This window comes from Alcanivorax sp. (assembly GCF_014762765.1).
Lineage (GTDB): Bacteria > Pseudomonadota > Gammaproteobacteria > Pseudomonadales > Alcanivoracaceae > Alcanivorax.
Map to the genome: position 1 here is coordinate 1 of NZ_JABURH010000058.1, position 23,771 is coordinate 23,771.

The following is a 23,771-nucleotide window of genomic DNA, read 5'->3' on the forward strand; positions in this document are numbered from 1 at the left end:
AGCTGCAAGCTGCAAGCTGCAAGCTGCAAGCTGCAAGCAAGAGGCTCTCACCCTGAGCCACACATACAACGGTTAAACTGCACTTTGTTTTCCTTGTAGCTTGCGGCTTGAAGCTTGTAACTGACTTCCCCACGCAATCCCCACAAATCCCCCTTATCCCCTTGCCATGCTGGCCCCCATCACAAGGAGGCCACCATGAAACTGACGCTTTTCTTCTCGCTACTGTTACTGACTCTCAGCGCCCAGGCGGACTGGCAACACTGGCAGGATGAAGCCGCCACCGGCGCCTTGCTGCTGGCCGATGACCAGGGAGACATCACCGCCGCCACTCTGCTGGATACTGATGCCCAGATCACTGTCAGCGGCCCGCTGGCACGGGTCACGCTGACGCAACGTTTTCACAACCCCAGCCAGCAGTTCCGTGAAGGCCGCTACCTGTTCCCGCTGCCGGAAAACGCCGCCGTGGACGGCATGGTGCTGACTATTGGCGACAGGCGCATCGTCGGTCGCATCGACAGGAAGGCCGAAGCGGAAAAGACCTACCGTCAGGCCCGGGCCAGCGGCAAGAAAGCCAGCCTGGTCAGCCAGCAACGTCCCAACCTGTTTAGCACCGCCGTGGCCAATATCGCCCCCGGCGAAACCGTGCAGGTGGAACTGCATTACCAGCAGACCCTGGACGTGGACGGACGCCGCTTCCAGTTGCGCCTGCCACTGACACTGACGCCTCGCTTCACCCCAGCCACGGAAATGCCCCATCCGCTGGATTCCCTGCTGCGCAATACGGTGGCGAACCCCGGCGGCACCGCCGAGGCCGGCACCGCGTCCATCCATATTGATCTGGACGCCGGCAACCGCCTGGCAACCCTGGGCAGCCCCAGCCACGCCATCCACTCACAACGCCACGGACGACGCTACACCATCACCCCGAAAGCCGGACCCGTGCCCATGGACCGGGACCTGCTGCTCAACTGGGAACTGGAAGACACCGGCGAACCTCTGGCCACCAGTTTTTATGAGCAAATCGACGGCGAGCACTATGCCCTGCTGATGGTGGTCCCGCCGGACACCGGCCAGGCGACCACCCTGCCCCGGGAAACCCTGTTTATCATCGACAGCTCCGGCTCCATGGGCGGCGCCCCCATGCGCCAGGCCAAGGCCAGCCTGCAACTGGCCCTGCAACGCCTGAAGCCCGGCGACCGCTTCAACATCACCGACTTCGACAGCCAGCACACCCTGCTGTTTGAACAACCCGCCACCGTCAACGACAGCAGCCGCCAACAGGCGCAAGATTTCGTGGACAGCCTGCAGGCCAGCGGCGGCACCCACATGCTACCCGCCCTCAGCGCCACCCTGGGCCAACCCACCAGTGACGGCTACCTGCGCCAGGTGATCTTTATCACCGACGGCGCCGTGGGCAACGAGAACGGCATCTTCCAGGCCCTGCACCAACAGCTCGGCGAAGCGCGCCTGTTCACCGTGGGCATCGGCTCCGCTCCCAACAGCCACTTCATGACCCGCGCCGCCCAGTTCGGCCGCGGCAGCTTTACCTACATCAACGACCAGAACCAGGTACAGCAGGGCATGGACACCCTGTTCCGCCGGTTGGAGTCACCGCTGATGCGCAACCTGCAGGTAGCGCTCCCGGACAGCATCGTCGCCGAACACTGGCCGCAAAAACTGCCGGACCTGTACGCCGGCGAGCCACTGCTGGTGGCCATGAAGCTCTCCGGCCCCGCGGACCAGATCACCGTCAGCGGCTACAGCGACAAACACTGGCAACAGCCGGTCACCCTGCCCGCCACCAGCAACCACCCGGGCACCGCCAGCCTGTGGGCCCGCCGCAAGATCGCCGACCTGATGGACCGCATCACCCTGGGTGCCCCGGAAACGGATATCGCCCCGCAGATCACAGCGGTAGCGCTGCGCCATCAACTGGTAAGCCGCTACACCAGCTTTATCGCCGTGGAAGAGACCGTCTCCCGCCCGGCTTATGAACCCCTGCTGCAAGACACCGTCCGCAACCAGGCACCTCATGGCACCGCCTGGCCCAGCACCGCAACACCGGCACCCCTGTTATGGCGGCTGGCAGGCTTGATGATGATCGTCTGTCTCCTGCTCTGGCTTCGTCAGCGGAGGCTGAACCATGGCACGGCTTGAACGAGGATTGCTGGCAGCCAGCCTGGCGGCTCTGCTGGGGCTGCTAGGCTGGGCCGGGTGGCTGGACGGCAAAGCCTGGCTGGCACAACACCTGATCGCCCATGCCTGGCAAACCACCTTGAGCCAGGGCGCACCCCAGCGCCCCTGGCCCTGGGCAGACACCTGGCCGGTAGCACGCCTTACCACCCCCGCCGGCAAAACCCTTTACGTACTGGAAAGCACCAGTGGCGAAGCCCTGGCCTTCGGCCCCGGCCGACTGGCCGGCGGCATCGGCAGCGACCAGGCCCTGACGCTGGCCGGCCACCGGGATACTCACTTTGCCTTTCTGGAGACCCTGGAAAACGGCGATTCGCTCACAGTGCAACGGGCCGACGGCGCCAGGCAACGCTTCCAGGTCAGCAGCCAGGAAGTCGTCGACAGTCAGGCGCACCCATTACAGATCCCCCGCAACGACCGGCAGCTGATCCTGATTACTTGCTACCCCTTCAACGCTCTCACCCCCGGCGGCCCCCTGCGCTACGTCGTCATCGCTCAGACATGACCGTGGGAGCGATCATTCGATCGCGAATGTCGCTCACGGTGACGAAAGTGAAGGGATGCAAGGCTCGGGAAGATGGGGATGATTGAACCCAGGAAGAAACACCAGACTGAGGGCATCCCCCCCCCGTTGGCGCTTTGCTGGCAAAGCGCCAACATCGCACTACCGTTGATACAGTCAGGATTATCCTGACACTTGCAGATCAGGCCGGCAGGCTTTCAGCCCTTATAGTCACTACAACGACCAAGCTTCTCGCTGGCGAGAAAGACACAGAACGCCTCAACGTCATCGTTGGCATAGGTATTGGAAATCAGCTCACCGGGAATCAGCCCCTCATCCCAGCGGGTCGCGATCATTCTGTGGGTCTTGTCTTCCTCATCGACTGGGTAAATATTCACCTCGGCGGTTGTCTGGTGAATATAAAGATCCCGAAGCTCTCTGGAGCAGCGAAACTGCCCAGCCTCCGCATCAGTGTTACAAGCATAGCCCGCTTCGGAGAAAAATGTATCCGCAGTAGCAAACAAATGATCTGTTCTAAGTCGCTCATCTGACAGAGAAGAAATTATCCTGGGAGCATCACCCGTCACATTTGTGCACCCGGTGACCACAACCAGAAAAATTGTAAGTAACGCAGACTTCATCATTTCGGGCAATTTTCTCTTTTTCACGTTGCAGCCTTAGTTAATATGCTTTCTTTCGCGGTTCAAAATTGATACTAGAAGGTTTATCCCGCCGCCCCAAGAACAAGAACCAACCGAGCAGAGCGAAAGAAAAAAGTGCATTTCCTAGCACCACCACTACCGACCGATTGGAAAAACTTGGACTAAATAGAGATGCATGCAAAGTATTCAACATTGTCCGGCCCTCCGGGGAAGCCCAATTTGAAGCTCTGGACTCATGAAAAAAGACAAAAGCACCCAGAAGAACACCAATAACAGCGCAACCAAGATAAGCAGATTTCAAGAATGAACGATAACGCCTTGAGGTAATCATAAACGCAAGAAAGGCACTTACAATTAGCATCAGCGCAGGACTCACCAACATCTGAAGAAACTCGATTCCAGGCTGATACCTATCGTGCAGTGACGCAGTGGCAGATTGAAAATAGAGAGCAACTGCATAAATAGCCAAAAATACAATCACGCCCATCCATTTCGCCTGACGAAATCCCATTGGAACCATTTCCAAGTTAACGCCTAGATCACGCGCTTGTCGCTGTGCATCTTCTTGTTATGAGCGCCCGACCTACTAATCTGAAAAATACCAATTGCAACAACAAACATCCCCAGTTGAGAAAGATGTGCAGACAACTTATACCAGAATGGTAAGCACTCGTAGTATGAATGACCTGTAGCCCAACAATCCCCTATATCGCTCGGCATATTTGGAGCAACATATCCGTACTGCCCCACAAGAATGAACCCTGTTAAGAGCAGAAAACCAATCATCACCCGTCCGGATATTATTACCCAAACGGTGCTGGCAAAGATGGCTGCATGGCCGGCATAAACCAGATAAATTTCGAACTGCTCCATCACCACTCCATCAGCTCATAACAGCGTATTAAGACGAACGAATCGACTTAACTCAATTCGACATAATTATTTTTGGCTTATCACATTGGCCACGAATAATTTGATATTGGTTAGTGACTTACCACCATATTGAGAGCATATCCCAACTGAAAAATCGCGAACGTTCGACATAATGCCAGTACTAGCGTGCTTTTTGGCAAATTACAAATCCACTTTATATCAACCAGTTAGCATTTTCTGTAAGCCATATCCTACAAGCCAGAATGACCCATCTGTTGAGCATGGGGGAGTTGGGAGCACGCCCTGTGGATTGAGGTTCGCCATGCGAGCATAGCTCCTACAAGGGATAAGGCCGCGGGCATAAAAAAACGCGGCCGTAGCCGCGTTTTTTTGGTGCTGAAATCTTGAGGATTTATCGCCCGATAATTTCCCGGGAGATGATTTCTTTCATGATTTCGCTGGTGCCGCCATAGATGCGCTGGATGCGGGCATCCACGTAGTCGCGGGAGATGGGGTATTCCTGCATGTAGCCGTAACCACCAAACAGCTGCAGACATTTGTCGGCGACCACACCTTGCAGCTCGGTGGTGGTGAGCTTGGCAATGGAGGCATTGGTGGCGGTGAGTTCGCCACGGTCATACTGGTCGATGCACTGCTCGCCGTAGGCGCGGTTAACCACCACCTGGGCGTGCAGGTCTGCCAGCACGAAGCGAGTGTTCTGCAAGCTGGAGATCGGCTTGCCGAAAGCCTGGCGCTCTTTGGTGTATTCGATGGTGCGCTCGATCATGCCTTCGCAGGCAGCGATGGCACCCAGGGCCAGGATCAGGCGTTCGCGGGGCAGTTCGTTCATCAGGTTGGCGAAGCCTTTGCCTTCACCGCCGAGGATCTGGTCGGCGCCCACTTTCACGTTTTCGAAGAACAGCTCGGAGGTGTCCGCAGCGTGGTGGCCCATTTTTTCCAGATTACGACCACGAGCGAAGCCCGGCAGGGAGCAGTCCACGGTGAACAGGGTCATGCCTTTGGAGCCGGCATTGGGGTCAGTCTTGGTGGCGAGTACGATGACGTCGCAGTGCTGGCCATTAGTGATGAAGGTTTTCTGGCCGCTGATGCTGTAGCCATCGCCGTCCTTGTCGGCACGGGTTTTCATGCCCTGCAGGTCGGAACCGGCGCCGGGCTCGGTCATGCCGATGGCACCTACGGCTTCACCGCTGACCATTTTCGGCAGCCAGGTCTGTTTCTGCTCTTCCGTGCCCAGGTGCAGGATGTAGGGGGCAACGATATCGGAGTGCACGGAGATGTTGGAGGCCAGGGCACCGTAACCGGCGCGGGAGGCTTCTTCCACGATCACCGCTGACAAGCGGAAGTTGGCGCCAAAGCCGCCGTACTCTTCCGGCACGTCCACGCACAGCAGGCCATTCTCGCCCAGCTTGTTCCACAGCTCACGGGGGAACATTTCGGCTTTTTCCCACTGGTCGTAGTGCGGGGCCACTTCGTTTTCGAGGAATTTTTTGACGTTGTCGCGGAACAGTTCGATTTCGTTTTGATCAAGCATTTCAGACAGTCCTGTTGGTCAACGGCACCGCCCCCGGACAGGGGGCCAGCGAATCTATGGCCAACATTCTAGCGGCACGGTGTGAAGGCAACATCATCCGCGAGTGACTGTCCGGTCCGCTGTATACCGCTTCCCCGGGCGTTAACATTGCGTCGCGCCCTGCCGAGGACGCTCCTGCAACGGACTTCCCCGCTGCAGGAGCGATGGGTTAGGTCAGATCGGCTCGATGCTGATCTCGGCCTTGAGGGAATTGGCCACGAAACAGTTGCGGTGTGCACTGGCGTGGAGCTTGTCCATCGCAGCGGCATCCGGTTCCTGGCCATCATCGAACACCACCCGCGGGCGCAGCACGATACGGGTGATAGCCATGTGCCCATCGCCGGCCTTTTCCACAGTGCCGGCAGGCTGGTCGATGTAACTGAGCACCTTGAGACCCTGCTTGGCCGCGATCGACAGGAAGGTGAGCATATGACAGCTGGAGGTGGCGGCAATGACCGCCTCGTCCGGGTTCACCCGGTTACCGCAGCCGAAATATTCCGGTGAGGCCGAGGCCTGCACCACTTCGCCACCGGCGAAGGTCCATTCGTGTTCCCGGTTGAAGTGTTCGTAATCGAACGACGCGCCCGGCTTGAGATGCCAGGCAACCGTTGCACCGTATTCACTCATGATTTCGCTCCCTCTGTTGCATCACGGTTTTCTGTTCTCCTGCTTTAACCATGATCCCAGCCAATCGCTAATGCAACATTGTCGCGGATCAAATCTCCGGCTTCGGCGATAACAGGCAACGCTCCACCTGATCCAGCACCCGATTGCTGTACAGCAGGGCGCAGTGACCCAGATACGGGACGTTGATATTGGCTTCAGCACCATCCAGCACCGCGGTGGATACCGGCAGCACGAAGTTGTCCAGGTTGGAGTAAATGGAGAAGAAGCGTGCATCGCCGGGGCAACCGCCGCCTTCCGCCAGCTCCTGCACAAAGGGGCTCTGGTAGCGCATCTGCGCGGCAGAGCCCTGGGCCGGAAACAGGCCGGCGATGCGCGAGCCGTAGTGAGGGCTGCCCAGGGTGATCACCCGGTCGATCTTGCCGGCCAGGCCCAGGTTTTTCAGGGCGTAGCGGGTAAGCGGCCCACCCATGGAGTGGCAGACGATATGGGCTTTTTTCGCGCCGGTGGAGGCGAGGATTCGCTCCACATGGTCGTTGACCTGCTGGGCCAGTTTGCGAGCGTTGATGTGCGGTGGGGTGTAGCTCACCGAGTACACATTGCCCCAACCGCGCCATTTCAGCCGCCACTGCATGAGCAGGAAGTTGGCGCTGTTACCGCCGTAGCCGTGCACCAGAATCACCGGGGTCTCCCCGTGGTGGCGGCTGCGCACCGGCGAGGCGTCGTGGATCAGCCGCAACGGGTAGCTGAATACCAGCACGGTGAGGCTGGCGGCTTCCTTGATGATCCCCACCGCGGTCGGCAACAGACGCAGCGGTTGCTCATCGGGAAGCTGTGCCTGCTCGGGAAAGCTGCGACGATCGTAGAACCAGCACACATAGAACAGCAGGGTGATGGACACTGTGGTGAGTACCGCCAGCGCCAGAAGAAAAATGATCAGACCCATCCCGTGATTACTCCATTGTTGTTTTTACCGACGCTAGGCCAGTGCCAGGGCGGATGACGCGTCGCTGGTATGACTGTCAGACAAGGTGTGAAGAGAATTCACAATTGGTCGGCAATCACCGCGCAAAGGCAATTCTCAGCCGCACTGCGGGAAGCGATGTTCACATCGCGAAAGGGTCCTGATTCAGGCCGTGCCGGCTTCTTCGCGATGTGAACATCGCTTCCCACAGAAAGAAACCACGCCAACCTAGTGCAGCCCCTGCTCTTGCAGCCAGGCAGTGCAGTGCGCCACCGCCTCGGCCAGTTTGTCGTTCTGCCCGAAGTAATAGTGGTTGGCACCGGCCACCTGGCGCAGGGTGGCCTGCCCTGATTGGAACCCGTCGAAGAGCCGGCGGGTATGGCTGGGGGTGCAGGCATTGTCTGCGGTATTACCAATCACCAGGGCGGGCACGCGGATGCGCCCGGCGCAGGCCGGGCCATTGGCGCGGGAATCGTCATAGCTCCACTGACTCAGCCAGCCGCGCAGGGTGTTGAAACGGGCTAGGGCCACCGGGCCGTTGTTGACGGTTCGCGGGTCGCCCAGATAACAGGTCCCCGGCGGGCGTTCATTGGGGTCTTGCTGCGGGTCCAGCCAACGGACGTCGCACATGGTGCGATGGACGATAAAGCCGTATTCCTCGTTGGGCAGACCGCGGTTTCGAAAATCCGCCAGTTTCTCTTTCACCCAACCGGTGATGCGCCGGTTGCGGTCGATCTGCGCCTGGCGGAACCGGGCCACGAATGCCTCGCTGTAGGGTGGCTGGTTGGGGCAGTCCGGATGATAAATATCCAGCTCCCGGTCCCGATGCTCCGGATCGCTTTCATCCAGCACGGACGGGTCCAACCATTCGGTCATGGTAATGGCGCGGGACACATGGGCGGCCAGCAGCATGATGCCGTCGGCGGGGATCAGTTTCCGGGCGGTCAGGTCGTAGGGGTCTCCCGCCGGGGTGTCGGTGATCTGCGGATCTTCCGCTTCCGCCTGGTAAAGCAGACTCAGGGAGCCGCCGCCGGACCAGCCCGCCAGCACCACTTTTTCAAACCCGAGGCGCTCTTTGGCATCGCGCACGCAGGCCCCCAGATCCGCCACCACCTTTTCCATCAGCAGGGCGCTGTCGGCGCCCCGGTAGCGACTGTTGCAATAGATCACCGACAGCCCCGCTTTGGCCAGCGCCGAGACCATGGGCAGGTAGGCACCGCCCCCCACCGGGTGCATGGAGATCACCACGGTCTTGCCCGGGCCGCTTTTCGGGGTAAGCAAATGGGACTCCAGCGCCACCAGATCCATGGGGCCGGCGTAGGTATCCTTGAAACGGGATGGCTCAGTGAAAGTCACCAGATAGGGGGTGCGGTCATAGTGTTTGCTCATTGCGGCGCGTCCTTGTTGCTGGCGTTCTTGATCCTGGAGAAGTCCGCCTTGCTCATGTCGATGCCACGCAGGTCCAGGGCGTCGGCACCGAAGGTCTGCTCTTTCAGGGCACGGGTCTTTTCGGTCCATGCCTTGAGCACGCTGTGGGCGTTGGCCGCGTCTTCCGCCACTACCGCCTCATAGCTGGCATCCTTGATGGTGATTTCCAGCGGGATGCCGTTGGGGTCGAAGAAATAGATGGAGTGGATAAAATCATGGTCGATGGGCCCAAAGCAGGGGCGGCCGGCCTGGTTGATGCGGCGGCGCCAGGCTTTCAGTTCTTCCCGGGTATCCACTTCAAAGGCCAGGTGCAAGTCAAAGGCGCTGCGCGGGCGGAACAGTTTTTCGTCGGCACCATCCGGGGCATCGAAGAAGGCGATGAAGTTGTCATCGCCCATCTTGAAGAACAGGTGCATGTAGTCGATCTTGCGCCCGGTGCCCGGCTCTTCGTCGAAGACCATGGCCATGGTCAGCGGCAGGCCCAGCACATCCTCGTAAAACCAGCGGGTCTGCTCCGCATCACGGCAACGGTAGGCGCTGTGGTGTACATGCTTGAGCATGGCGCAATCCGGCAGGCTGCTCATGGTTGGCTCCCGATTGTTGTCGATATTCGGGTGCCATTGTTGCCACAGGCGAGCCGGGAACTGAAAACCGAAACCACCAAGAACCTGTCAGTTCTGGCCACTCGCGCCAGACCGGCGACGGTGGCAAACTGTCCGCCTCTTTATTGGCAGCACGGCAACGCAAATGGCAGACCAGGCAATCATCAACGAAGTGGGCCTCCGCGACGGCCTTCAGAATCAACCGGTTACCGTGGACACGGACAGCAAGGCCCGGCTGGCCCAGCTACTGGTGGATGCCGGTATGCGCTATCTGGAGCCGGTGAGCTTTGTCAGTCCCAAGGCGATCCCTCAGATGGCCGACGCCGCCGCGCTGACCCCTCTGCTGCCACAGGGTGACGACCTGCACTACACGGCTCTGATCCCCAACCTGAAGGGCTATCAGCTGGCCAAAGAAGCAGGCTACCCCACGGTAGCGCTGGTGCTGTCCACCACGGATTCCTTCAACGAACGCAACCTGCGCATGAGCCTGGAGCAGGCCGCGCAGAGCTGTGAGACCATTATTGCGGCGGCCAGGGAAGACGGGATTGCCACCCGCACCTATATCTCCGGCGCCTTCGCCTGCCCCTACGACGGCCCAGTACCAGTGAGCCTGCCCCAACAATTGGCCGAGCGCATGTTTGCTGCCGGCAGTGACGAGGTGGCCATTGCCGATACCATTGGCGCCGGCAACCCGCAGCAGATGAAAGCCATTATGGCACCGCTGATTCGCGACTTCGGGGCGGAACGGTTCTATGTGCACCTGCACGACACCCGCGGACTGGCTGCCGCCATGGCCTGGGAAGCCGCGGATCTTGGGGTAAGAAAATTTGATGCCTCGGTGGGCGGCCTGGGCGGCTGCCCCTTCGCGCCGGGCGCCACCGGCAATATGGCCACGGAAGACCTGGTCTACCTGCTGGAAAGCTGCGGCCTGGATACCGGCATCAATATCGACGGCCTGCGCGAGGCGGTGGCCCTGGCCGCCGAAGCCACCCAGCGCCCGCTGGGCGGGCGCATTCTCGACTGGATGGTCTCCCAGGAAAAACAGGGCAAGACGCCCTGCCTGTGGTGAAATCGCAAGACTGCTCGCTACAAGAGAAGCAGCGCTGTGCCAGCGTCTTCGTCATGCAAGCATGATTTCCCACAAAAACCGACGTTTCCGGTTTTGTGGGAACGAAGCGTAGCGTAGTAACGCCCTTAGGGTGAACGCAGAGACTAACCGGTATTCACATCGGGAAGCCTTCTGTTTGGCACAGGATCTTGAGTGAACCGCCCAGGCCTGCCATCCACACTCGAGCTTATTACCCAGCCCCGCAGGGGCTTGCCTGCAGACGATTGGCTGGCGAAGCAGAAGCATCGCCAGCAGGCTGGCTCCAACGGCCAGAGCAGTCAGGCGCCGACGCCGGCCTGCTGCTCGCGGATCAGATGATCCAGCAGGGCACGATCCTGCGCTGACATCCGCCAGTGGATATCGGCCTGCTCCATAAGGGTGACCAGGTCGCGCAGACTGAAGGCGCCAATCTTGCCTGCCATCAGCGCGTCCACCCGTGCGCCGGACAAATCCAGCCAGCGACAAGCATGATCCCGGTTCCAGCCCTTGTCGGTGATGCCCTGTTGCAGGTTCATCAACAGGCGGCTGCGCAGCTCCATTTCCCGGGCCTGACGGCCGTCGTCTTCCAGACCGCTCCAGCCTCGGTCAAACCACTGTGTCTCCATGGCACCTCCCTTCCGGTAACAAGGCCAAACAGGGTCGCCAGACCCTGCCTTCAGGCTACACCGACGAGGCGCAGAGACAACCCGGGGCGGGCACTCAGCCCTGGCGGATCACCATGCAGGTGGCGGTGGCGTGGGCATAAAGTCTGCCGTCTTCATCTTCGATGCGGCCTTCGGTGATCACCAGATTGCGACCGGCATTAATCACCCGGCCTTCCGCACGCAGGGTCTTGTTGAATGGCAGCGGCCGGCACATCTTGATGTTCAGGTCGGTGGTGCCGTAACTCTCGCCGGCTTCCAGCACGGTGTGGGTGGCACAGCCGGTGACTGAATCCAGTACCGTGGCAGCGAAACCGCCATGCACGCCACCCAGGGGATTGGTGTGGCGTTCATCTGCAGTGGCCAGGAAAACCACCCGACCCTCTTCAACCAGATCCGGGTCCATGGGCATGGTCTCGGAGATGGGCGGGCGCGGCAGTTTGCCGGCGGCGAATGCCTGCATGATTTCCAGGCCGGTCAGTGTCGCAATGTTCATGGGTATGTCCTGTTTGCCATAGGGAATGATCGCCATTGTAGGTTCCTTTTTGGAACTTACAATACGATACAGGACGTATCCCGGCGAACGGCAGGGACGGAGCAGGCAAAAAACAGAATGGGATACCGGAAAGAGACGGCCCTGGCATTAGGGGCTGAGCCATCACGGAGGTGGTTTCGCGAGTTACGAGAAGCGAAAGGCAAAACCGGTTTGCTCTTCGCAACTCGCAGCCACTAGCTGATTTTCACCCTACAGCGTCACCGTCCGACAACAGTTTTTCCCCGCGTCCCGGGCGGCGGACAGGGCGGTTTCCGCCGCCTGCAGGGCCGCGTCCGTGGAGCCGTAGTCTACCTGCTCTGCATCACAGGGCATCAGGGTAGCAACACCAAGACTCACGGTTAGTGGCAAGGGTACGTCCGCGAGAGACAACACCGCCTGGCGACAATCCTCCGCCACATCCTCGGCCTGGTTGAGGCCCGCTTCAGGCAGCAGCATCAGGAACTGTTGGCCGGTGAAGCGTCCCAGGCAGTTCTTGCCACTACCCAGCTTGCCCAGCGCTTCGGCCACCGCCACCAGGGCATCATCGCCGGCGGCATGGCCATGCTCCTGGTTGAGCTGATCCAGATTGCCCACTTCCACCAACACCAGGGAAAGAGGCTCACGGGTTCGCAAACCCAGCTTCAAGTGCTGGCGCAGTTGCTCCAGGATCACCGGACGGTTGCTCAGGCCGGTGAGCGCATCCTGGCGAGCCAGACCGGCCAGCTCGCGGTTGAGCTGTTCCAGTTCGTCGCGCTGCTCGCGCAGGGCAATTTCGCCGTTTACCTGGGCGGTGATGTCTTCGAGCTGGGAGAGAAAATAGCGCGGAGTGCCATCACTGTTGCGCACCAGCGACACTGCCAGCAATACCCACACTTCACGACCTTCCTTGTGGGTATAGCGCTTCTTCATCCGGTAGGTGGTGGCGTCGCCGCGCAGCAGGCGCTCCACGTGCTCCAGATCCTTGTCCAGATCATCCGGGTGAGTGATAGCCTGGAAATCGATCTCACGCAGCTCGCTGTCGCTATAACCGACAATCCGGCTCACTGCCTCATTAACCCTCAGCCAGCGGCCATTGGGAGCGACGATAGCCATGCCGATAGCCGCATGGCGGAACGCGCCCTCGAACAGCGCCACATTGGTTTCCATGTCGCTCACCGCTCGTACCCGCTGGGTTTCCAGCCAGGAACGCTCCAGACCATGGCCCAGGGAGAGGGCCATCAACTCCAGAAACTCCATTTCTTCCATGCTGAAGGGCTCCGGGCGGGGCCGGGTGTCGCTGAAATTCAGAGTGCCAACGATATCCCCCTGCACCCGGATAGGTGTGGCGATATAGGCCTGCAGCTGCAGGCCGGTGTAGGCCGGATGGGAACGCATGGATTCCAGCGCGCCCACATCGTGCAGGGCCACCGAGCCCTGTTTGGCAAGGACTTCGGCACAGTAGGTGTCACCCAGGGCGTAATGATCCCCGGCGCGGATGGCGTCGTTACCCGACTGCACCGCCAGCACCTGGTAGTCCTGACCCTGTACGCGGCTGATGATGCCGACAGACAGTCCCAGCAGGCGACAGCCCACTTCCAGATACTGTCGATAGAGCTCGCGGTTATCCGCACCATCCAGCAGTGACAACCGATGCAGTTCCTTCAGGCCCACCAAACGCAGGTCCGCCCCCTCTTCCATGATGCTCATTCCTGTTCAGGCAAAATTTTCGCAAGCGTTATTTATACGCCTCTGGGCTGCAAGTAAAAACCTTGCATGAAATTTCTTATGCAGACATGAAAAAGGCGCCCTGAGGCGCCTTCTTAGAACCCGGCACTCAGTGCAGTTGGAACAGGATCTGCAGCAGCTGTATCCCCAACAACACAAACAGCGGGCTCAGATCGAACCCTCCCATGGGCGGCAGCAGCTTTCGCACCGGCGCCATGATCGGCTCGGTGATCTGCACAATCACCCGCACCACCGGGCTGTAGGGGTCCGGCGCCACCCAGCTGAGCAGCACGCGGATCAGTACCGTCCAGAACACATAATTGAGAATCAGGCTGGCCAGTTCACGCAGGGCATGGATCACCAGCGCACCACCGATACCACTGGGGAAACCACCCACCTGAATGCTCAACAGGATTACCGTCTTGAGGATGATCAGCACGACCACCAGCACCAGCGAGGCGATATCCAGCCCGCCGTAACCGGGAATCACGCGCCGCATGGGTTTGAGTAGCGGGTTGGTAGCCTTGAGTACGAACTGGGAGATGGGATTATAGAAATCCGCCCGGGCCAGCTGCAGCACAAAGCGGGTCAGTACGATGAAGATATAGGCGCTGAAAACAAAGTCCAGCAGGAAAAACAGGGCGCCCTGGGGGTTCATGGATTACTCCGTGGTTCGCAACAGGGGAAGAGTTTGGGGCACGCAGGGAAAAATTCAAAGGGGGAGCGATCAGTTGCAAGTGACAAGTTTCAAGTTGCAAAGCGCGACAGAGGTCTTCGGTTTACGATCACTCTGCCCGCGCCGCAAGCCGGGACGCGGACTCAACGGCTGAAAAACAGGATTGCCTCGTCCGCGCCTTGTTACTTGAAACTTGTAACTTGCTCCTCAGCCGGCCAGCTCTTCCGAGCGCTCCCGTGCCGCGGCGACGGCGGCCTGGACCTGTTCGCGGAAGCCCGCTTCCTCGAACACGTTCAGCGCCGCAGCGGTGGTGCCGCCGGGGCTGGTAACCTGCTGGCGCAGCACATCCGGGCCCGCTTCGCTGGCGATAGCCAGTTGTGCCGCGCCCCAAGCAGTCTGCAGCACCATCTGGCGGGCAGTGGCCGGGTCCAGCCCCTGGGCCTTGGCGGCTTCGATCAGCGACTCCATCAACAGGAAGAAGTAGGCCGGGCCAGAGCCGGACACCGCAGTGACCGCATCCAGTTCCTTTTCCTCGGCAAACCAGAAGGTCAGTCCTACGGAGCCGAGGATTTCCTTGGCCATGGCTTTCTGCTCATCGTTCACGCCCTCGGCAGCATAAAGACCGGTGGCACCGGCCTGGACCAGCGACGGCGTATTGGGCATGCAACGCACGATCGGGGTGTCCCCCAGCCAGCTCCGCAGGTTGGCCACGGTGACGCCGGCAGCGATGGAGATCACCAGCGGCTGGCGATCGGCAATCAGGTCACGCAGATCTTCACACACGACCTGCATCATTTGCGGTTTCACCGCCAGCACAAGCACATCCACCCGTCCTGCCACGTCACGGTTTTCGGTGCTTACGTGCACACGGTGGAGCTGGGACACCTCTTCCAGGCGATCCCGGGAGGGATCACTCATCCAGATACGGGCGGGGCGAATTCCTTTCGCCACCATGCCGCCAGCCAGGCTGGTGGCCATGTTGCCGGCGCCGATAAATCCGATGCTTTGCTGTGCCATAACTGCGCAATCCTTGTCTTGTGTTGTAACGCGTACAGTGTCTCGATGCGCTGACGATACGGGTTGATTGTCGTCAGGCGGTGCGCGGACCAAACAGGGCGGTGCCCACACGGACGATGGTGGCGCCTTCTTCGATGGCCACGCCGTAATCCGCGCTCATGCCCATGGAGAGCGTATCGAGGGACGGCATTGTATTGCGCAATTGTGACAGTGTCATGGCGAGCTGTCGGAAAGCGCCCCGACTGCTGTCCTCGTTGTCTGCTCGGGGAATGGCCATCAGACCACGCAGAGACAGGTTGGGCAGAGTGACTATCTCGGCGGCAAGGGCGGGCACAGCCTCCAGCGGGATGCCACTTTTGCTGTCTTCGTCGTCCACATTGACCTGAATACAGACATTCAACGGGGGCAGGTCTGCCGGGCGCTGCTCATTGAGGCGGCGAGCCACCTTCAGGCGGTCCACCGAGTGCACCCAGTCAAAGTGAGCGGCGATATCGCGGGTCTTGTTGGACTGAATCGGCCCGATGAAATGCCACACCAGGTCGCGCCCCTGCAGTGCCGCCATCTTGTCCAGGGCCTCCTGCAGATAGTTTTCGCCAAAGTGCCTCTGCCCCTGGTCAGCCAGGCGGGCCAGTTCATCAGGTGTGCGGGTCTTGCTGACCGCCAGAAGCTGCACACTGTCAGCGGCGCGACCGGATTGCTCACAAAATGCACTAATTTGCGCATTGATCTGCGCCAGTGGGCTTTTGCAGTCTGTCATTATTGAACGGCTCAAGAGGTCGGGTTACTTTAGACATGCGACGAATTTCTGAGGAAGCCGGTTTCCGGCTACCGACATAATAACAAAAGGGCGCTTCAGGCTCCCTTTCAATACCTGACAACCCAAGTAGACACCCATGGATATTACCGAGCTGCTCGCCTTCAGCGCCAAAAACGGCGCTTCCGACCTTCACCTGTCTTCCGGTCTGCCACCAATGATCCGCGTGGACGGCGACGTGCGCCGCATCAACCTGCCGGCCATGGAGCACAAGGAAGTCCACGCGCTGATCTACGACATCATGAACGACAAGCAGCGCAAGGATTTCGAGGAATTCTTCGAGACCGATTTCTCCTTCGAGGTCCCCGGCGTGGCCCGTTTCCGGGTCAACGCCTTCAACCACAACCGGGGCGCCGGTGCGGTATTCCGGACCATTCCCTCGAAAGTGCTGACCATGGAAGACCTGGGCATGGGCAAGGTGTTCCAGAAAATTTCCGAAATGCCACGGGGCATCGTGCTGGTTACCGGCCCTACCGGTTCCGGTAAATCCACCACCCTGGCGGCAATGATCGATTACATCAACGATTCCCGCTACGAACACATCCTCACCATCGAGGACCCCATCGAATTCGTGCATGAATCCAAGAAGTGTCTGGTGAACCAGCGGGAAGTGCACCGTGACACCCTGGGCTTCGCCGAAGCGCTGCGCTCGGCCCTGCGGGAAGACCCGGACATCATTCTGGTGGGTGAGATGCGGGATCTGGAAACCATTCGCCTGGCACTGACTGCGGCGGAAACCGGCCACCTGGTGTTCGGTACCCTGCACACCACCTCCGCTGCCAAGACCATTGACCGGGTGGTGGACGTGTTCCCCGCCGAAGAAAAATCCATGGTCCGTTCCATGCTGTCGGAATCCCTGCAGGCGGTTATCTCCCAGACCCTGATGAAGAAGAACGGTGGCGGCCGGGTGGCGGCCCACGAAATCATGATCGGCACACCGGCGATTCGTAACCTGATTCGCGAAGACAAGGTGGCACAGATGTATTCGGCGATTCAGACCGGCGGCGCGCTGGGCATGCAGACCCTGGATCAATGCCTGCAAGGGCTGGTAAAGAAAGGGCTGGTGTCCCGGGAAGTGGCCCGGGAAAAAGCCAAGAGCCCGGACTCAATCTAACGAGGAGAAGAACAGATGGAATTCGAAGAGCTCCTCAAACTGATGGTACAGAAAGGCGGTTCCGACCTGTTTATTACCGCCGGTGTGCCCCCCAGCATGAAGGTCAACGGCAAGATCCTGCCGGTCACCAAGAGCGCGCTGACCCCGGACATGACCCGGGACATCGTGTTCGGTGTAATGACCGAACAGCAACGCAAGGAATTCGTGGCGCACCACGAGTGCAACTTCGCCATCTCCGCCCGGGGTATCGGCCGTTTCCGGGTATCCGCTTTCTACCAGCGCAACCTGGTGGCCATGGTGCTGCGTCGCATTGAGACCAAGATCCCCAACGTGGACGACCTGCGTCTGCCGCCGGTGATCAAGGAACTGGCCATGACCAAACGGGGCCTGGTGATCTTCGTGGGCGCCACCGGTACCGGTAAGTCCACCTCGCTGGCCTCCATGATCGGCCATCGCAACAAGAACTCGAAGGGTCACATCATTACCATCGAGGATCCCATCGAATTCATCCACCAGCACCAGGGCTGCATCGTCACTCAGCGTGAAGTGGGCATTGATACCGAGTCCTTCGATGTGGCGCTGAAGAACACCCTGCGTCAGGCACCGGACGTGATTCTGATCGGCGAGATCCGCACCCCGGAAACCATGGACAAGGCCATCGCCTTCGCGGAAACCGGCCACCTGTGCTTGGCCACCCTGCACGCCAACAACGCCAACCAGGCGCTGGACCGGATCATTCACTTCTTTCCGGCAGACCGCCATGGCCAGCTATGGATGGACCTGTCCCTGAACCTGAAGGGCATCGTCGCCCAGCAGCTGATCCCCACCCCGGACGGCAAGGGCCGTCGTGCTGCCATTGAGGTGCTACTGGGCACGCCGCTGGTGCAGGACCATATCCGCAAAGGCGAGGTGCACATGCTCAAGCAGCTGATGAGCAAGTCCCGCGAGCAGGGCATGCAGACCTTCGACCAGGCACTTTACGACCTCTACTCTGCTGGCGAAATCACCTATGAAGACGCCATGCTCCACGCGGATTCCCCCAACGACCTGCGCCTGATGATCAAACTGGGCAACGAAACCGATGCCTCCAGCCTGGACATCGCCACGCGGGGATTGAGTATCGAGGATACGGAATAACGAGTTGCCAGAGACAAGTTTCAAGTTGCAACGCGAATCGGGCTTTGCGTAAACGAGCCCCAAGGCGGCCGCGCCCAAACGTTAAAGCGCGGCTTCGATGGTTTACGCAGGCAACGCCCTAGACCGCGTTGTAACTTGCAACTTGAAGCTTGCCACTTCGGTCGGCGAGCAGGGACGCTTTTTACTTTACCAATGGAGGGAAAAACCCATGCAACAACAAAAAGAAACGCACCTGACACCCATCGGCTATCTGCTGTGGTTTTTCGGCGGTATCTTCGGTTACCACCGTTTCTACTATGGTCGTCAGCTCACCGGTCTGCTGTGGATGTTGACCGCCGGGGTCTTCTTCATCGGCTGGATCGTGGATGCCTTCCTGATTCCGGGCATGAACAGGGATGCCAATAACCAGTTCAAGACCGGCGAGACCGACTACAGTGTGGCCTGGGTGCTGATGCTGTTTCTCGGTATCTTCGGCGCCCACCGCTTCTACATGGGCAAGATCGGCACCGGGGTGCTCTACCTGCTGACACTGGGCCTGCTGGGCTTCGGGGTGATCTATGACCTGTTCACCCTGAACGGCCAGGTATCCGAGCGCAACGGTGAAACCGCCCAGGGCGAGCCGGTTCCTGCCTGAAGAATAGCAAGTTGCAAGTCTCAAGTTGCAACGCGAACGGGTTCATTCTTGATCAGAAACCAATGAGGCCGCGCCCAGACGCCTGGGCGCGGCCCGTAAGTTCAAACCCGCAATAACCTATACCGCGTTGCAACTTGTCACTTGAAACTTGCAACTTAGTAATGCGGCGGCGGCGCGTCCTCAATACGTGACGCCGCCATTTCCTCGGACAAATCCAGCACCCGGTCCACCAGTTTGCGACACACCTTTTCCAGCTCGTCGATTTTACCCTGCTGGTCACTGACCACCTTGTTCAGGTGCTGAACCAGGTCTTCCTGGTAGGCCAGTTTGGTTTCGATATCGAGAAAACGCTCGTCGCTCATGGGAATCTCTCTGGTTGTCTCTACGGCGGGGAAATCCCCACCGGCTCTGTAGGAGCGTCGCTGGCGGCGCGATTTGATCAGATACAAGGAGCTCGAACACCAACACCCGCCACCGAGAGACCGGGGTATCGCTTCTCGTAACTCGCACCTCGAAACCCGGATTATCGCGCCGCCAGCGACGCTCCTACAGGGCGTATGAAGTTACCCATTGTACTTGCCCGAAAAGAATATTGCCGCTAAGGTTTGCCCGTCTTGGGGGAGTAGTCGCTAGAGCGCTTGAGCCTCCTGGTGGCCGTCAACATAGTTGCGCCTCATGCGCATGGCGTCCACGCCCGCACCCTTGCGGATTGACGAGACCTGAGACATCGCTGGTATTCCGCTGGGGCGGGATTGACCGGTGGTGTCTCTGTGTCGCAATCCCGCCCCTCTGGAAACGTTCATGGAAGCCCTGCTCAGCTCTTTCCTGCTGGTTGGCCTCGGCGAAATCGGCGACAAGACCCAGCTGTTGTCCCTGGCACTGATTCTCAAGTTCCGCAGACCCTGGCCGATCCTGGCCGGCGTGGTGATAGCCACCCTGCTCAACCATGGCGCGTCCGTATGGTTCGGCGACTGGCTGGCCGGTGCCATTCCCGCAGACTGGCTACGCTGGATTCTCGGCATCAGCTTTATTGGCCTGGGCCTGTGGATGCTGATCCCCGACGATGACGAAAAAGTGGATGAGACCCCCCGCTTCGGCCCCTTCCTGACCGCGCTGGTACTGTTCTTCATTGCCGAAATCGGCGACAAGACCCAGTTCGCCACCATTGCTCTGGCGGTGCAGTTCAAGGATCAGTTCTGGCCGGTTCTGGGGGGCTCCACCCTGGGCATGATTGCCGCCAATCTGCCGGTAATCTGGCTGGCGCATCAGTTCGGCGGCGACAAACTGGAAACCTGGGCCCACCGAATCAGTGCCATGCTGTTTGTAGGCTTCGGGGTGTGGGCGTTGCTGTAAGCCTGATTGAACAGCCGCCACGCGACACGCATAAAGCCTGATACAATGCGGTTTTTGCGTGCACGCGTGTTGCGTGCTGCCTGTTTGCGAGCCCCCACCTCATGGCCCTCACCGCCACCATCTACAAAGCCGAATTGACCGTGTCTGACATGGACCGGGACTACTACGCCACCCATAATCTGACCGTGGCGCTGCACCCGTCGGAAACCGAATCGCGGATGATGTTGCGGCTGCTGGCCTTTGCCCTGAATGCCCACGAAGACCTGGCCTTTACCCGCGGCCTGTCCAGCACTGACGAGCCGGACCTATGGCAGCGCAACCCGGACGACACCCTGGAGCACTGGATCGAACTGGGCATGCCCGACGAGAAACGTCTCCGCAAGGCGTGTGGCCTGGCCCGGCAGGTGACGATTTACACCTATGGCGCCCGCGCACCTCAGGTGTGGTGGGAAACCATGAAGAACAAGGTGACCCGCTTCAGCAACCTGCACATCGTTCACGTAGACCCGGACAGCGAAGCGACGCTGGCCCCGTTGATGCAGCGCACCATGCAACTGCAATGCATGATTCAGGATGGACAAATCTGGTTCGGCAGCACCGAGCAATCCATGGAGATGGGCCTGACAACCTGGTTTGGCACCAGCCTCCATCACTAAATCTTCACGCAGTGCACAAACGCCTCATGTTAGTAATGTTGCCGCCATTTCTTTGACAACGGAGCCCCCATGTCAGACCTGATTCTGCACCACTACGCCCTGTCCCCCTTTTCCGAAAAGGTACGGGCCATGCTCGGCTATGCCGGTCTGGACTGGCAATCGGTCACCGTGCGGGAAATGCCGCCGCGACCGATGCTTGCTCCCCTGGCCGGCGGATACCGGAAAATTCCGGTGGCACAAAGCGGCGCCGATGTATTCTGTGACACGCGTATTATCGGCGCGGAGATTGCCGCGCTGGCCGGCAAGCCTGAGCTGGTCGCCAACAACGCGGGGGTCGACGTACAGGACTTTGTCGCCAGGGTAGACCTGGATATCTTTCTCGCCTGCATCATTTCCGCCGGCAACATGACTCTGCTGCGCAAGGTGCTCAAGGAGTCGTCGCTGCTGGATCTGGGCCGGCTGCTGTGGGACCGCATCGCCATGGGCAGCAAGGCCAAGGTGAAAACCAACAGCCCGAAACAGATGAAACGAATGGTTGAAGCGCATTTGACCGATCTGGAGGGAAAGCTGGAATCACATCCTTTCCTGTTTGGCGACACACCAAACGCCGGCGATTTTTCTGCCTATCACAGCCTGTGGTTCCAGCGTGACCTGGCGGAACAACCCCGCTTCAAACGCTACCCGAAAGTGAATGCCTGGCTGGATCGTCTGCAGGCCTATGGGCAGGGCAACAGCACTCAGATCAGCGCTGACCAGGCGCTGGAACAGGCCCGTTCCGCCAGCCCCCGTGCCCTGCCCGACTCCACCCAAGACGAGGCTCTGATCGGCAAGACCGTGCGTATCACCCCGGACGACTACGGCCGCATTCCGGTGGAAGGCACCCTGGTGGCCAGCACCGATGAGCGCTGGATTGTGGCGCGGGACGAAGACGCCGTGGGCCGGGTGCATGTGCATTTGCCCCGTCAAGGCTTTGTGATTCACCCGGTCTGATTAAAACAAAGCCTTTTCATCACAGAAGACACTGGCCAACGCCGGTTCGCTTGCAGGCATACCCGCAGATCTCCTACGCCTCCGTAGGGTGCACTGAGCCTCAGGCGAACTGCACCATTACTGCGGTAGGAAAACCCCTTCCCCCACAGAGGACTCCAAATCCACCGAGAAAATGTTCATCTCAGTGTCCTCTGTGTCCTCTGTGGTAAAAAAATCCCTACGATCTACATACTGCGCTGATTCACTCGCTTCATCAGTTCTTCAGCGCTTTCCTTGCGCTCGGAATAACGATCGGTGAGGTAGTCGCTGCGGTCACGGGTAAGCAGGGTAAACTTCACCAACTCTTCCATCACATCCACGATACGATCATAGAAACCGGACGGCTTCATACGATCGTTTTCATCGAATTCCAGAAAGGCTTTGGGCACCGACGACTGATTGGGGATGGTGAGCATGCGCATCCAGCGGCCCAGCACGCGGAGCTGGTTGACCGCATTGAAGGATTGCGAGCCGCCACACACCTGCATCACAGCCAGGGTCTTCCCCTGGGTAGGACGCACGGCCCCCAGCGACAGGGGAATCCAGTCGATCTGTGCTTTCATGATGCCGGTCATGGCGCCATGGCGTTCCGGCGAGCACCACACCATCCCCTCACTCCAGGTCACCAGATCACGCAGCTCCTTCACCTTGGGGTGGCTGGCATCCTCACTGTCCGGCAGCGGCAGGCCGTCGGCATGAAAAATCCGCGGTTCGGCCCCCATGGCCTCCAGCAGACGGGCAGCTTCCTCCACCGCCAGACGGCTGAAGGAACGCTGCCGCAGGGAACCGTACAACAACAGGATGCGCGGCTTGTGAGTGGACGGCTGATCCCGGAATACATTTTCTGTGGTGGGGACCTGGAAACAATCGTTATCGAGATTGGGTAGATCTTTCATCGACGCTCTCATTGTTTGTAGGAGCCTATGCTTGCATGGCGAAGGGTTCTGTTTCCTGAAAGCAGGTGTGAATCTGACAGATTTTCGCCATGCAAGCATGGGCTCCTACAGGGTTACGCAGGATTTTCTTCAAACCAGTGGGGGGTACGGTTCACGATCGCCACCAGCGACAGCATCACCGGCACTTCCACCAGCACACCCACCACGGTCGCCAGAGCGGCGCCGGAGTGCAGACCGAACAGACTGATGGCCACGGCCACCGCCAGCTCGAAGAAGTTGCTGGTGCCGATCAGGCAGGCAGGGCCGGCCACATTATGTTTCAGTCGCAGACGGCGCGCCGCCCAGTAGGCGATCACGAAAATGCCGTAGGTCTGGATCAGTAACGGAATGGCGATCAACACAATGGCCAGGGGCTTGGCGATAATGGTTTCCGCCTGAAAACCGAACAGCAGCACCACCGTGGCCAACAGCCCCATCACGCTGATCGGCTTGAGAGTGTGGACGAAGCTCTCCACTTTCGCCTCCCCCCCTTTCGCTACCAGCATCTGGCGGGTCAGGAAACCGGCAATCAGCGGCAGCACTACATACAGCACCACTGACAACATCAGGGTGTCCCAAGGCACAGTGATATCGCTGACGCCCAACAGCAAGGCCGCAATGGGGGCAAAGGCGAACACCATGATGATGTCGTTTACCGATACCTGTACCAGGGTGTAGTTGGCGTCGCCCTTGGTCAGGTGACTCCACACAAATACCATGGCGGTACAGGGCGCCACACCCAGCAGGATCATGCCGGCGATGTACTCAGTGGCGGTCTGCGGGTCCACCCAGCCGGCGAACAGTAGCTTGAAGAACAGCCAGCCCAATGCTGCCATGGTGAACGGCTTGATCAACCAGTTGATCACCAGAGTCAGTAACAACCCCCGCGGGTTCTGTCCCACTTTCCTGATCGCCGTGAAATCAATCTGGATCATCATCGGGTAGACCATCACCCATATGAACACTGCCACCGCCAGGT

Annotated in this window: 26 protein-coding genes; 9 read left to right on the forward strand and 17 right to left on the reverse strand. The window is 59.5% G+C overall.

The window, feature by feature from the left end; genetic code table 11:
- Nucleotides 1–195: 195 nt before the first annotated feature.
- The gene (locus tag HUJ17_RS02080; RefSeq protein ID WP_290509132.1) at nt 196–2,157 is read left to right on the forward strand and encodes a marine proteobacterial sortase target protein; all 1,962 of its coding nucleotides are present in this window, start codon (nt 196–198) and stop codon (nt 2,155–2,157) included.
- Nucleotides 2,144–2,698 (forward strand): class GN sortase, encoded by a 555-nt coding sequence (locus tag HUJ17_RS02085; RefSeq protein ID WP_290509133.1) that lies wholly within the window; start codon nt 2,144–2,146, stop codon nt 2,696–2,698. The genes HUJ17_RS02080 and HUJ17_RS02085 overlap by 14 nt, the downstream gene beginning before the upstream one ends.
- A gap of 215 nt (nt 2,699–2,913) precedes the next feature.
- Here HUJ17_RS02085 and HUJ17_RS02090 read toward each other — a convergent pair whose 3' ends face one another.
- The 8 genes from HUJ17_RS02090 to HUJ17_RS02125 all read right to left on the reverse strand — a co-directional run bounded on the left by HUJ17_RS02090 (nt 2,914) and on the right by HUJ17_RS02125 (nt 9,421).
- A complete protein-coding gene (locus HUJ17_RS02090) occupies nt 2,914–3,363 on the reverse strand; it encodes a hypothetical protein (protein ID WP_290509134.1) in 450 nt (149 codons plus the stop codon).
- 13 nt (nt 3,364–3,376) lie between these two features.
- Entirely contained in the window at nt 3,377–3,868 is a 492-nt protein-coding gene (locus HUJ17_RS02095) for a hypothetical protein (RefSeq protein ID WP_290509135.1), read from the reverse strand.
- 23 nt (nt 3,869–3,891) lie between these two features.
- Nucleotides 3,892–4,230, reverse strand: a complete 339-nt coding sequence (locus HUJ17_RS02100; RefSeq protein ID WP_290509136.1) for a hypothetical protein — start codon at nt 4,228–4,230, stop codon at nt 3,892–3,894.
- A 412-nt stretch (nt 4,231–4,642) separates the two neighbouring features.
- Nucleotides 4,643–5,782, reverse strand: coding sequence for an acyl-CoA dehydrogenase family protein (locus HUJ17_RS02105; RefSeq protein ID WP_290509137.1), 1,140 nt, complete (start codon nt 5,780–5,782; stop codon nt 4,643–4,645).
- A 213-nt stretch (nt 5,783–5,995) separates the two neighbouring features.
- Complete coding sequence (locus HUJ17_RS02110; protein ID WP_290509138.1) at nt 5,996–6,448, reverse strand: OsmC family protein; 453 nt, start codon at nt 6,446–6,448, stop codon at nt 5,996–5,998.
- Between the two features lie 88 nt (nt 6,449–6,536).
- Complete coding sequence (locus HUJ17_RS02115) at nt 6,537–7,391, reverse strand: alpha/beta fold hydrolase (protein ID WP_290509139.1); 855 nt, start codon at nt 7,389–7,391, stop codon at nt 6,537–6,539.
- Between the two features lie 246 nt (nt 7,392–7,637).
- Entirely contained in the window at nt 7,638–8,798 is a 1,161-nt protein-coding gene (locus HUJ17_RS02120) for an alpha/beta hydrolase (protein WP_290509140.1), read from the reverse strand.
- A complete protein-coding gene (locus HUJ17_RS02125) occupies nt 8,795–9,421 on the reverse strand; it encodes a VOC family protein (RefSeq protein WP_290509141.1) in 627 nt (208 codons plus the stop codon). The genes HUJ17_RS02120 and HUJ17_RS02125 overlap by 4 nt, the downstream gene beginning before the upstream one ends.
- Before the next feature lie 163 nt (nt 9,422–9,584).
- Between HUJ17_RS02125 and HUJ17_RS02130 the strand changes: the two genes are divergently transcribed.
- Nucleotides 9,585–10,508, forward strand: coding sequence for a hydroxymethylglutaryl-CoA lyase (locus HUJ17_RS02130; RefSeq protein ID WP_290509142.1), 924 nt, complete (start codon nt 9,585–9,587; stop codon nt 10,506–10,508).
- 317 nt (nt 10,509–10,825) lie between these two features.
- On the opposite strand, the gene HUJ17_RS02135 is transcribed toward HUJ17_RS02130, so the two are convergent.
- The 6 genes from HUJ17_RS02135 to HUJ17_RS02160 all read right to left on the reverse strand — a co-directional run bounded on the left by HUJ17_RS02135 (nt 10,826) and on the right by HUJ17_RS02160 (nt 15,877).
- Complete coding sequence (locus tag HUJ17_RS02135; RefSeq protein WP_290509143.1) at nt 10,826–11,152, reverse strand: XRE family transcriptional regulator; 327 nt, start codon at nt 11,150–11,152, stop codon at nt 10,826–10,828.
- A 94-nt stretch (nt 11,153–11,246) separates the two neighbouring features.
- Nucleotides 11,247–11,720, reverse strand: coding sequence for a PaaI family thioesterase (locus HUJ17_RS02140; RefSeq protein WP_290509144.1), 474 nt, complete (start codon nt 11,718–11,720; stop codon nt 11,247–11,249).
- 213 nt (nt 11,721–11,933) lie between these two features.
- Entirely contained in the window at nt 11,934–13,409 is a 1,476-nt protein-coding gene (locus tag HUJ17_RS02145) for a diguanylate cyclase (RefSeq protein WP_290509145.1), read from the reverse strand.
- Nucleotides 13,410–13,536: 127 nt separating this feature from the next.
- Complete coding sequence (locus tag HUJ17_RS02150) at nt 13,537–14,085, reverse strand: YggT family protein (RefSeq protein WP_290509146.1); 549 nt, start codon at nt 14,083–14,085, stop codon at nt 13,537–13,539.
- A gap of 225 nt (nt 14,086–14,310) precedes the next feature.
- Complete coding sequence (proC, locus tag HUJ17_RS02155) at nt 14,311–15,120, reverse strand: pyrroline-5-carboxylate reductase (protein ID WP_290509147.1); 810 nt, start codon at nt 15,118–15,120, stop codon at nt 14,311–14,313.
- 73 nt (nt 15,121–15,193) lie between these two features.
- Nucleotides 15,194–15,877, reverse strand: a complete 684-nt coding sequence (locus HUJ17_RS02160; RefSeq protein ID WP_290509148.1) for a YggS family pyridoxal phosphate-dependent enzyme — start codon at nt 15,875–15,877, stop codon at nt 15,194–15,196.
- Nucleotides 15,878–16,013: 136 nt separating this feature from the next.
- On the opposite strand from HUJ17_RS02160, the gene HUJ17_RS02165 reads away from it, so the two are divergent.
- From HUJ17_RS02165 to HUJ17_RS02175, 3 genes are all read left to right on the forward strand, one after another.
- Nucleotides 16,014–17,048: a type IV pilus twitching motility protein PilT gene (locus HUJ17_RS02165; RefSeq protein WP_290509149.1), complete on the forward strand. Its 1,035-nt coding sequence runs from the start codon at nt 16,014–16,016 to the stop codon at nt 17,046–17,048.
- Nucleotides 17,049–17,063: 15 nt separating this feature from the next.
- Nucleotides 17,064–18,185, forward strand: a complete 1,122-nt coding sequence (locus tag HUJ17_RS02170; RefSeq protein ID WP_290509150.1) for a PilT/PilU family type 4a pilus ATPase — start codon at nt 17,064–17,066, stop codon at nt 18,183–18,185.
- Nucleotides 18,186–18,393: 208 nt separating this feature from the next.
- A complete protein-coding gene (locus HUJ17_RS02175; protein WP_290509151.1) occupies nt 18,394–18,819 on the forward strand; it encodes a TM2 domain-containing protein in 426 nt (141 codons plus the stop codon).
- 155 nt (nt 18,820–18,974) lie between these two features.
- Here the strand turns inward: HUJ17_RS02175 and HUJ17_RS02180 are convergent, their stop codons facing one another.
- Entirely contained in the window at nt 18,975–19,181 is a 207-nt protein-coding gene (locus HUJ17_RS02180) for a SlyX family protein (protein ID WP_290509152.1), read from the reverse strand.
- A gap of 439 nt (nt 19,182–19,620) precedes the next feature.
- Between HUJ17_RS02180 and HUJ17_RS02185 the strand changes: the two genes are divergently transcribed.
- The 3 genes from HUJ17_RS02185 (at nt 19,621) to HUJ17_RS02195 (ending at nt 21,818) form a co-directional block, all read left to right on the forward strand.
- The gene (locus tag HUJ17_RS02185; protein WP_290509153.1) at nt 19,621–20,172 is read left to right on the forward strand and encodes a TMEM165/GDT1 family protein; all 552 of its coding nucleotides are present in this window, start codon (nt 19,621–19,623) and stop codon (nt 20,170–20,172) included.
- A gap of 101 nt (nt 20,173–20,273) precedes the next feature.
- Nucleotides 20,274–20,828, forward strand: coding sequence for a YaeQ family protein (locus tag HUJ17_RS02190; protein WP_290509154.1), 555 nt, complete (start codon nt 20,274–20,276; stop codon nt 20,826–20,828).
- A gap of 69 nt (nt 20,829–20,897) precedes the next feature.
- A complete protein-coding gene (locus tag HUJ17_RS02195) occupies nt 20,898–21,818 on the forward strand; it encodes a glutathione S-transferase family protein (RefSeq protein ID WP_290509155.1) in 921 nt (306 codons plus the stop codon).
- 224 nt (nt 21,819–22,042) lie between these two features.
- Here the strand turns inward: HUJ17_RS02195 and arsH are convergent, their stop codons facing one another.
- Together arsH and arsB are read right to left on the reverse strand one after the other, a co-directional pair.
- Nucleotides 22,043–22,753 (reverse strand): arsenical resistance protein ArsH, encoded by a 711-nt coding sequence (gene arsH / locus HUJ17_RS02200; RefSeq protein WP_290509156.1) that lies wholly within the window; start codon nt 22,751–22,753, stop codon nt 22,043–22,045.
- Between the two features lie 113 nt (nt 22,754–22,866).
- Nucleotides 22,867–23,771, reverse strand: a 905-nt coding sequence (gene arsB, locus HUJ17_RS02205) for an ACR3 family arsenite efflux transporter (protein WP_290509157.1), incomplete at its 5' end; no start/stop codon positions are given.